The sequence below is a fragment of the Trueperella sp. LYQ143 genome (genome assembly GCF_046599595.1).
Lineage (GTDB): Bacteria > Actinomycetota > Actinomycetes > Actinomycetales > Actinomycetaceae > Trueperella.
This window is the reverse complement of the sequence record NZ_JBKIWR010000032.1, coordinates 1-9,856: the sequence shown is the minus strand read 5'-3', so window position 1 is coordinate 9,856 and position 9,856 is coordinate 1. Positions and strand designations below refer to the sequence as shown.

Annotated in this window: 8 protein-coding genes and 1 pseudogene; 7 read left to right on the top strand and 2 right to left on the bottom strand. The window is 53.0% G+C overall.

Annotated features, from left to right (window positions below; all coding sequences use genetic code 11):
* Positions 1 to 544: 544 nt before the first annotated feature.
* The gene (locus ACLHIL_RS08895) at positions 545 to 673 is read right to left on the bottom strand and encodes a hypothetical protein (RefSeq protein WP_411297607.1); all 129 of its coding nucleotides are present in this window, start codon (positions 671 to 673) and stop codon (positions 545 to 547) included.
* Here ACLHIL_RS08895 and ACLHIL_RS08890 point away from each other — a divergent pair.
* From ACLHIL_RS08890 to ACLHIL_RS08860, 7 genes and pseudogenes are all read left to right on the top strand, one after another.
* Positions 648 to 896 (top strand): annotated as a pseudogene (locus tag ACLHIL_RS08890) (hypothetical protein); the annotation flags it as partial. The gene ACLHIL_RS08895 and the pseudogene ACLHIL_RS08890 overlap by 26 nt on opposite strands.
* A gap of 21 nt (positions 897 to 917) precedes the next feature.
* Positions 918 to 1,721, top strand: a complete 804-nt coding sequence (gene xerC, locus ACLHIL_RS08885; protein WP_411297606.1) for a tyrosine recombinase XerC — start codon at positions 918 to 920, stop codon at positions 1,719 to 1,721.
* Positions 1,722 to 4,116: 2,395 nt separating this feature from the next.
* Positions 4,117 to 4,578: a hypothetical protein gene (locus ACLHIL_RS08880; RefSeq protein ID WP_411297604.1), complete on the top strand. Its 462-nt coding sequence runs from the start codon at positions 4,117 to 4,119 to the stop codon at positions 4,576 to 4,578.
* Between the two features lie 287 nt (positions 4,579 to 4,865).
* The gene (locus ACLHIL_RS08875; RefSeq protein WP_411297603.1) at positions 4,866 to 5,075 is read left to right on the top strand and encodes a helix-turn-helix domain-containing protein; all 210 of its coding nucleotides are present in this window, start codon (positions 4,866 to 4,868) and stop codon (positions 5,073 to 5,075) included.
* Positions 5,076 to 5,131: 56 nt separating this feature from the next.
* The gene (locus ACLHIL_RS08870) at positions 5,132 to 5,737 is read left to right on the top strand and encodes a hypothetical protein (RefSeq protein WP_411297602.1); all 606 of its coding nucleotides are present in this window, start codon (positions 5,132 to 5,134) and stop codon (positions 5,735 to 5,737) included.
* Positions 5,712 to 6,596, top strand: coding sequence for a bifunctional DNA primase/polymerase (locus ACLHIL_RS08865; RefSeq protein WP_411297605.1), 885 nt, complete (start codon positions 5,712 to 5,714; stop codon positions 6,594 to 6,596). Before ACLHIL_RS08870 ends, ACLHIL_RS08865 begins: the two co-directional genes overlap by 26 nt.
* A gap of 133 nt (positions 6,597 to 6,729) precedes the next feature.
* On the top strand, positions 6,730 to 8,055 hold the full coding sequence (locus tag ACLHIL_RS08860) for an AAA family ATPase (protein ID WP_411297601.1): 1,326 nt from the start codon (positions 6,730 to 6,732) through the stop codon (positions 8,053 to 8,055).
* 1,001 nt (positions 8,056 to 9,056) lie between these two features.
* Here ACLHIL_RS08860 and ACLHIL_RS08855 read toward each other — a convergent pair.
* On the bottom strand, positions 9,057 to 9,305 hold the full coding sequence (locus tag ACLHIL_RS08855; RefSeq protein ID WP_411297600.1) for a hypothetical protein: 249 nt from the start codon (positions 9,303 to 9,305) through the stop codon (positions 9,057 to 9,059).
* Positions 9,306 to 9,856 lie beyond the last annotated feature (551 nt).

The window sequence follows — 9,856 nt, the reverse complement described above, 5'->3', positions numbered from 1 at the left end:
ATTATTATGGAGTTTTCTGACGAGGAGGCGGTGCGGGCTCGACGGGCGATGACGATCCGTGAGTTTAACGAGATGATTACTGCGTGGCAGGATCAATCCGCACTGAAACTGGGGGAATTGGTGTCCTAATTGGTAGCTATTATCATCCTTTATAAAACGCCCTGCTATTGATCGGCTTGCTGGCAGGGTTTTCCGCGTGTTAGAGCCGTTTAATGCTCGTTGTTGGCGCTCGCGAACCGCGGTAGGGTTCCCTGTTTTGTTTATCGGTTTGTACGTGTTTATATCGGGTTATAGGGTGATCCGTCCCCACCCAATCCCCACGAACAAAACAGACATGCCGCATATCTCCCCATAAACAAACCCGCCAAACAGGAATAAAACAGCCCTAAACACCCTAAAGCAGACAGTTAAAAAATAAACAATCACCAATATTAGCCGCCACCAGCCATAACACCCACCAGCCAGCAGACAAACAACCCACATTTAAGGAGCTAACGATGAGCAAAAGCACCTACGGGGAGATATCCATCCTATCCTCTGGACGCTACCGCGCCCGATACGTCCGACCAGACCAGCCAGGACGCAAAAGAATCTCCGCCCCCATCACATTCACCACCAAAACAGCCGCCCGCCTATGGCTAGCAAAAATACGCGCCCAAATAGAATCCGGCACCTGGATCCCACCCGAACAACAAAAACAGCTCGACAAACAAAAAGCCCAAGAACACGCCCGCAACACCTACACGCTCGCCGCCTACGCACCCCGCTGGGTCACCTTATCGAGCGGCACACAACAAACAGCAGACACGAAAAACGACATCCTACGCATCCACATCCTCCCCCAATGGGGCGAAACACCGTTAAAAAAGATCACGACCAGCGCCCTTATCGTATGGGCGAACAGTTTAACATCAAACGTGAAAAACACCCGCAGCACCATGCGAACCCTCCTAGCAAGCGCCGTAGAAGAAGGGCTAATCGACCGCAACCCATTCCCGCATAAGCGCCTGTTGAATGTTCCTCGTCGGATGGAAGGACGCCGGCGGCGTAACCCGCGAGCGCTTACCCGCGACGAGTTCCACGCCCTCACCGCCTACACGCCGGAATATTACAGGTTGATGGTCGAGCTGACCGGCACGGTGGGTTTACGCTCTGGAGAGGTTCGCGCCCTACTCGGTAGGGACGTGCTGATTTTGAGCGGTGAAGTATGGTTAAACGTAGACAAGTCGGTCTATAAGGGTGGGCGTAATGCTATAGTGACCACCCCGAAAACAGAGACATCTATTCGGCGGGTTTATATTCCTCGGGTCAATGATCTGCCGGCGCGGCTGGTTAGGTTAGCGACTCGTAACGGGCTGAACGGTCTTTTGTTTCCTGGGAAGAATGGGGACTATATGGGGTCGAGTGTGTTTCAAATGGTGGTGAACCAGGCGGGATATGTGGCGGGTATTGGTCATGTTTCCCCGCATGATCTGCGTCATACGGCGGCAACTATCGCGCTACGGGCGGGGGTCCACCCGCGGGATGTGCAGGAAATGTTGGGGCACCAATCGGGAGCGATGACGAACCACTATACACATTCAGGGGTGGATTATTTGAGGGAGAGCGGGCGGCTGTTAGCGGAGTATTACGAACAGGCGAACCAGTCCCCTGCCTATACGGATGAGGCGGGTCGTGTAGTGCCTGCTGTGGTCCAATGGGGAACAATCCGACCGGCATAGAGTAGTCTCAGATAGGCCGGTTAGGGGTGTCCCCACCGTCCCCCACTACGGGGGACACTTGGCAGGCTAGGGGGTAGGGTGTGTTTGTGCAGGTCACGGGCAGGAAACCCTGCTTGTGCGTGTTTTGCCGGAAATAGCGTCCCCAATCCGTTTTAACCCTGTTTGCCTATTGCGCGTGTTTTAGTTTGTGCGAATAGTCCGATAAGTAGTGTCCCCACCCTATTTATCCAGCTATGCGACCTATGCGGGTGTTTATCCCGATTTTCAACCACCTAACAGCGTGGAGAATATCCCCGCAAACACCTCAAAACGGTGTCCCCATATATAAAACGGTTAAAACGGATGCCGGCAGGCTTTAGAGAAACGCGAAACCCTGCAATACCAACGAAAAACACCCCTCACCAAGCCCGCGAATAGGTGTCCCCCAATGTATCCGGCACCTGTCCCCCAAAACACCACCATAACACCAAACAGGCGGGGGACACCTTAAACCGCTCCAGCAAGCCAAAAAGTCGATAGTGTCCCCACTGTCCCCCAATGCGGGGGACACCCTGCGCCGTAGTAGTGTCCCCCCCCCTTATTAAGGGGGGGGACACCTACGGGGGACACCCCCGCAAGCCAGATAAACAAGATAATCAGATGAACTAGATGAACTAGATGAGTGAAGATCTGGATGACATGACACATGCCCGCTGGATGGTCCGTACCGGCTAGACCCGCGTGGCGGGCTTGGTGCTAGAGGTGACTGGTCCAACAGGCAAGGGGTGCCGCAAGCCAGAAGCGGGCAAAAGGAGGTTAGGCGCTTTGGCTGGGGGGGTGTGCCGTAGCGGGGGCTGTGTTATGGCTCGACATGGGGGCGGTTCCGCGAGCGCCACGGGCGTCTATCGGTCAGCTAGACCATTGGCAGGGGTATAACTAGCCGCTAAGCCGTCTATATGCCTGTTTGAGCGTGTTTCGGGGGTTGATCTGATAAGGGGTAGCGTGAGCGGGGTTAAACGCGTTAGAGGGGCATTTGCGTGCCGTATAAGACTAGCGGGACTAAAGACCTAGAATAAGGGGCGTTTGTGTAGGGGTTGGAGCTTGCCCGTGGACCACAGACACGAAACCAAGGGCTACAGGGTTTCGCGTTCCCCGTGTTCCCCGCCCTGTGGGAACATAGACCCGCGAGCGCTCGCGAACCCCCTATGGACCATCCTCGCAAGACGTGTTTCATGCTACAATAGGGCTTGGGGTTGTCATCCCCTGGTAGGTATGGCTAGCGAGACGAGGGACACGCCTAGCAGGCGCAAGAGTGATTGCAATATTGACCTGTGTTTTTCGCCCCTCCTAGCACTGTATGGGCGGCGCCTGTTTTCGGGTGGGTCCCTTGTCTCGCTGGTTATAAAATTAACCCTCTAAACGCCCTGCACAATGCCTATATAGGGCTGGATAGGCTGGCTGTTGGTGCAGGTGAACCGCCCTAGCTGGTTTAGTGAAATGTAGTTAGTTTTATCGTTTTCTTATGCTATTGTTATAGCAAGCTCTCACAAAGCTAATGACAAAAGTTAATAGAAAGCTGCTTGATGTTTATCGGGTTGGATGCAGAATACAAGACCGCTAGACGGGAATATGCATCGCCTTGTTTGCTTTTGTCCAAGGTTTGTGACAGCCCGAAATATGCATAAAACTGCTTTTGCCACTCACAAAGGCATTAGCAAGGTTTAGACGAAAGCGAGATTATATTATGCGTTTCAAAACGAGTTACGGGCGTAACAATGAACCTATCGCGTGCCCGTTGTGGTGCAAGGTGGACCATTCGCAACGGTTTATCGAAATGTATTGATCTTTATGAAAATGTGTTAGAATGTGTGTGAGCCACTAGAAAGGCTTTGGAACAAGAATTTAATACACATGTTTTGTATCGGGTTGGATACGGAATACAAGACCGCTAGACGGGAATACGTATCGCCTTGTTTCTTCTTGTTCCAAGGTTTTCTAGCAGCCCGACCCATATTTAATATCTCGTTCGCATTACCTAGGAAATAGTGCGAATGAATTGAGTGAACAAGGAGCTATTTTTATGCGTTTCAAAACGAGTTACGGGCGTAACAATGAACCTATCGCGTGCCCGTTGTGGTGCAAAGCAGACCATTCGCAACGGTTTATCGAAATATAGTTAGTTTTATCGTTTCTTATGTTATTCTTATAGCAAGTCCTCGAAAAGACTCTGAGCCAGAATTTAATACACGTGTTTTGTATCGGGTTGGGTACGGAATACAACAGCGCCTATAGGCGTAAATACGTGCCGCCTTGTATTTTCTGGTCCAAGGTTTTCGACGACCCGAACTATATTCAAATGCTTGTTTGCATTACTCGAAAATAATGCGAATTTAGCCAGACCAGAAAGATATTATCTATGCGTTTCAAGACTTCTTACGGGCGTAATGGTGAACCGATAGCGTGCCCTATGTGGTGCAAAGCAGACCATTCGCAACAGTCTTACACTCCTGGCGATGACGCTGATGGGATGTATGTGCATGAATGCTCGTACATGCTTAGGGACCGCTCGAATGTTATTACGCTCTCTATGGTCCACAGCCGTCATGGCTGGGACACAGCGCAGATTACTAGTAAATATTCGCTGGATTTTTCCCCGCATAACGCTGCCTATGCGTCGGATCTTATGCAGGTTCTCCAGGCGTACATGTTTTATGCGGTGGAGGCGAACACGTATGCGTGGGAGGCGGGGGAGGCTGACCCGATGACGGTGCGCCGTCCGTATGTGTGGGAGGCTCACGAGGTTATCCCCCGCCCCTGGACCGCCCACAGCACACCAGCAGTAGGGTTATCCACAGGCGAGAGCGTCCAACCCGCCTAGCCCTGGTCTTACGTCCAGCATGTAGGGGTGTGGGGTTTACGGTTATTCTGCTCTACATCCCTACATGTAGGGGTTGGTGTGGGCGACACGCCATAAATACGCGGCATGTCCTACTAGACGATAACAAAACATGTTATTTAACATGAAACCAGATAGGTAGGCATGTTTTCATAATCCGCACGGATCGCCTGCCACGCCCCGCACGGGACACCCCTAGAAACTAAATCACCCCTGCATAGGACAAAAACACTCCCCCATTTTCCCGGTTAAAAGGAGCAAAAACAAAAATGAAAAACAATGTTTCTACCAAAAACCTTGAACAAGACTCAATGCTATCTATCCGTCAGGTTTCCCACATGCTTGGCGTTCCAACACAGCGCACCTACACGCTGATATGGAATGGCGAACTACCCGCCTACAAGATCGGCGGCACATACCGGATCAAAACAGCCGACGTGGAGGCATTCCTCGAATCGAAACGAGTGATCACATGCTAAACACTCAGCCAGGGACACGGAAACGGCTACAGACAGAGCAAGAAATCCGTGACAATATGACAACCCTCACGCCTGACCTGTTCCAATACGACAGGCAAACAGCAATAGACATTATCCAACGCGTATTGTACGAGTTGAGCGCGCAAATAGATCACCTACTAGGCGCGAAAGACACATTTATTAACGACCCGAAAGCATACGGCTATCTCTATGCACTCCTATCAATCCTGGAACCATTCACAGGATTTAAGACGGACCACGAAAAAATCAGAGAGCAAGCAGACGCTAACGGGATTAGCGTGCCTTACAAAAGGGATTGGGCGCAAAAAATTCCCCTCAATAATCCTCATCTTCCCCATGACGTATGCCCGTTATCTAATCCCCTATTCCACATCGACGCCCACCGGATAGGCAGCGAGGCACTAGAAAAAGCACGATGGCACGCAGGTTTAGGTGAGTGGCGTTTATGGACGGGAAACCTGTTCACAATAGCCCTCCTTGCGGAATATCACGAAATCGACCTACGCAAAGAAATCATAAAGATCGGGCAACATTGCGGGAAAACATCCGAGGAGATAACCGACTCTATGCACCTTATTCTTAAGGGTGTTAAATCAGATAGGCGGGGCTGCTGTGATGGGTGTGTTCCCGAATCCGTATAATCCCGCATTCTTGCACGCATGGGCGTTATGGTATGCCGCCTGTGGCTGGCAGGTCCTCCCCTGCCACTGGGAGGGCGAGCGGGCGAAACAGCCTTTGACACGGCACGGGTTGAAAGACGCCACATCGGATCTGGCACAGGTTAAAGCCTGGTGGCAGAAATACCCCCACGCGATGATCGGGTTAGTGGTCACCCCGCCCCTGCTCGTCGTCGATGTTGACCCTCGACACGGCGGCACACTGGAGGCACTCGCCCGCCTATGTGGCGGCACACTACCGGAAACCACGCGGGTACGTACCGGATCGGGCGGCTGGCACCTGTACTACACTACCGCGAACCAGACTCTAGGGAACACGGCGGGCAAGATCGCCCCTGGGATAGACACCCGTGGCGGCGGTAAAGGCTACGTGATCGCGCCCCCATCCATCCACCCATCAACAGGGGCACCCTACACGTGGGAAAACACCCGCGTATCGTGGCAGCCGTTACCAGCGGGGATCGAAGCCGCGTTAACCGCTAGGAAACCAGACGCCCGCCCACTGGCAGCCCTCCACAAGAAAACACGACGCGCCCTGATAGGTGCAGGGCTGAACAGTGTGCTATGTACGCCGGAGGGGCGGATAAACGGGATACTATCCCGCATGGAAAAAGCCACCCACGGGGAGCGGAACAACGTGCTGAACTGGGCGGCGTACACGCTGGCAGGCGCGGCGGTTAAAGGCGAAATATCTCTAGACATGGATACGGTGGACCAGTTGAGAGCCGCCGCGCTCGCAGCCGGCTTATCAGTATCGGAGACCACAGCGACAATCGCGAGCGCGTTCAACGCCTACGGGGATAGCGGGAATATAGACAGGTAAAAGGGTGTAGGCACACCCGCCCAAAAAAAGGAGGGTGTTTTAATAGCCCCTGGCTGGGTGTGCCTACGGTTAAGGGAATTGGAGTCTCCTTGTGAGAGAGTCTAACACGACGGATTTTAATACGGTGCTCAACATGACAGACACACCCGCACAGTCAGAGGCGGAAACAGACACGACTATAGGCGTGCCGGTTGGTGGTATGGAACCATCGGGGCGGGAAACCCTTGCGAATGCTCTGCAGACGCTCAACCAGCACACACCCACCAGCACAACAATAGGGGATAGTGATAGTGATAGTGATAGTGATAGTGGTGGGTATGTGTCCCCGTGGATACCCACCCCGCTACAGCGCCTATGGACTGATCTTGATAATGGTGACCTACGCCCCGCTATCCCCACTGTTGGACAACTCCACAACGGACATCACTTGTTCTATGCCGGTCAGGTAAATTGTATTGTCGGTGAGCCAGGAGCGGGCAAAACATGGCTAGCGAACAAGATCGCCGCCGACCACATGAACCAGGGCTATCCGGTGATCTATGTGGACTATGAGTCCAGCCCGCGAACCCTCCTGCCACGCCTGGAACGGTTAGGATTACAGGTGCACCGGCGGCACCTGCTCACCTACTACAACGCGAATAACCCGCTCGACGAGTACGGGCTAACCGCTATGCGGCTCACCGTCGAAAACTCTGCCGCCCCTGTTCTATGCGTGATCGACTCGGTAGGACGCTCCCTATCAGCAGAAGGAGCAGACAGCAACGACGCCACCAACGTCGATAAATGGTTCGCTGTTTTCCCTGAAGCGCTCGCGGCTCTCGGTGCGTGTGTGCTGTTGATCGACCATACGTCGAAAGCGGGGCGGGGGGATCGGTATGCGGCGGGCTCGTATCGGAAACTAGCGAATATCTCAGGTGTGAATTTTCGTTTAGAAACAGTAAACCCGTTCGACACACAGCGGGCGGGCTCATCGTCTCTGGTGTGTACAAAGGATCGTGAGGGCGTGCACGGGCTGGATGTGACGGTAGCAAATATGCTGGTTAATCCTGATCAGGATACGCCTAGCGGGTTTATGAAACTCATAGCCGTGAACCTTAGTAGCCGTGAGATAGTTATAAACCAGCTATGTCAAGCCTTGAAAGAGGCAGGGGATCAAGGGATGACGATTAGGGAAATAGAATCCCTTGGCGGGCGTAAAGGCGTGTTAACGAAACGGCTAGCCGAATTGGTTGCCCGTGGTGTGGTGATCGTTGAAGATCTTGGACGCGGTAAAGCCAAACGGCATTACTGGAATAAGTCAGCCACGCTAGAGGGAGACACGATTTATAGCCAGCCTACGCTAGATGACCAGCAAGACTACGACAATACAGCTAACGATAAGGATCCTGGCACGGTGAGGGAGTCGGACAGTCCATTGATGAGTGTTTCGGAGGCGTTGACCTATATCGGAGCACGCTAACACTCCACCCCCTATAGTTGCTACCCCCTCCCCGTATGGTCGAAACCACCCCCGCCTACCTGCTAGCCAAACACGCCACCCCCTGCAAGCAACAAGCAAAAAGGACGGAGGGCGGGGGAGAACACGCGTTAAAGCCTAGATGTAGACACAAAACAGGCTGAACGTCAGCCAGACACGACATGACATGTAGGGTGAGCCGTGCCGTCTACATGCAAGGGTTACGCCTAGCATGACCAGCCCCCTAACGGTCAGCCACCCTCTAGGCAGATAGCGGCAAGGTAGGTGAGGCAAAGACGCCTAGCCCGCCCCTGGCTGACAGGGGAAAGCTGGTAGACAGGACAGTCAACGAGAATAGACCGAATGCGTCTAGAGCCTGACATGTATAGCGCCGCTTTGTTAGAGGTAGAAGAAAACAAGAGGCACGACACGAATAGAACAGGCATTAAAGGATCGCGAGCGCAAACAGTGCCAGGCAGCCATGCCAGTATGACCCCTTTGCCCGTACACCCCTATAGTAGGGGTTGGTGGGAGTGGTGGCAGGCTCTAGGCGTTGAGCGGTTAACAAAATGCGATATGTGAAATGCTGTTGTGTGAAATATTTTTCGTCCTTGTAGTTTCCCCTGCTAGGGGGTAGGGGGAGGACCCCGCCGAGGGTGGGCTGGGAGGTCACGCCGCATAGACGGATTTTTACACGAAGATTTTTGCGGGAATGGTATTACATTCGTACCATGACGCTCACAACAGGCGGGAAACCTTGATTTTTCAATAGAAATCACGTTATTCCCCTGCTGGTACCACAATGCTGATGTGTTGGCATCACATAGGCATCACATGAACATTACATGCGTCATTACATGCGCCGTGTTAGACGCGGGGCGGGTTAGAAGAATATTGCCGCCTTGTACTGTGAATCTCTATCTATCAAGATGACCCCTGTTAATGGGGTGGCGTCCGTGGTACGGAGAAAACTTCACGGGATTCGTTTTCGATTCCTGGTTCGACTAGCCCTGTTGGTTTATCGAACGTACTCGCTGATCTGGACCGGAGGGCATGACTTCGGGGTCTGTGCGTGGCTTGCTGGTTTCCGTCGCTGTAGGTGTAGGCGTAGCCGTGGGTGTGGATGTGGCTGTGCTGGTGGTTGTGGTTGTTTGCGTGGCTGGCTGGGTGTTGTCGGTGTTGTGGCAGGCGGTGAGGGTGCCTGCGAGCGCGGCAAGGATCGTGATAATGGTGATGGTGTGTTTTGTGCTCATGTGTTCCGCGCTAGCCGGTTCACCCCCTCGAAAACGGGTAGAACGGTAAAGGCTCCCTATAGGGGATGTGTTGGTGTGGCGCGGCGTCTCTGGCTGGGACTTTAGCGCCAGGATGTAGGGGGGCATGGGGAATCTTAGGAACCTTATAAACCTTGTAAACCTGTTTAGGTGTGTGGTGGTTCATAGGGTTTCCCTACCGTCTTTCTATATGATTTAAGTCTCTCCCCATGGTTTCCCCACACGCTCACAAAACACCCAAAACACCAGAGGAAAAAACGACCAGATAACACGCATCACACCACCAAGCAACACGGCAACTTTCCCGCACTATAAAGCAGAAAACACGACGCGAACAACCAGCAGGCGCCCTACTAGGGCTACCTGTTTTATCCGGTTTGCCTTGTCGTTTGGTCTCCTGATTAATGGAATTGGTGTCCTGAGCCTCCTGTTGGGACGGTTCAGGGACGAAATCGAATATGAGCTGATCCGGCTGGGTTTACGTCTGCGAGACGTGGGCCAGCCGTGTTTTAATTTGCGGGATTTATTCCTTA

Bases quoted from the DNA above. Each gene is read 5' to 3' on its own strand.
- ACLHIL_RS08880 (WP_411297604.1), top strand. From the start codon at position 4,117: ATGCGTTTCAAGACTTCTTACGGGCGTAATGGTGAACCGATAGCGTGC.
- ACLHIL_RS08875 (WP_411297603.1), top strand. From the start codon at position 4,866: ATGAAAAACAATGTTTCTACCAAAAACCTTGAACAAGACTCAATGCTA.
- ACLHIL_RS08870 (WP_411297602.1), top strand. From the start codon at position 5,132: ATGACAACCCTCACGCCTGACCTGTTCCAATACGACAGGCAAACAGCA.
- ACLHIL_RS08865 (WP_411297605.1), top strand. From the start codon at position 5,712: ATGGGTGTGTTCCCGAATCCGTATAATCCCGCATTCTTGCACGCATGG.
- ACLHIL_RS08860 (WP_411297601.1), top strand. From the start codon at position 6,730: ATGACAGACACACCCGCACAGTCAGAGGCGGAAACAGACACGACTATA.
- ACLHIL_RS08855 (WP_411297600.1), bottom strand. From the start codon at position 9,305: ATGAGCACAAAACACACCATCACCATTATCACGATCCTTGCCGCGCTC.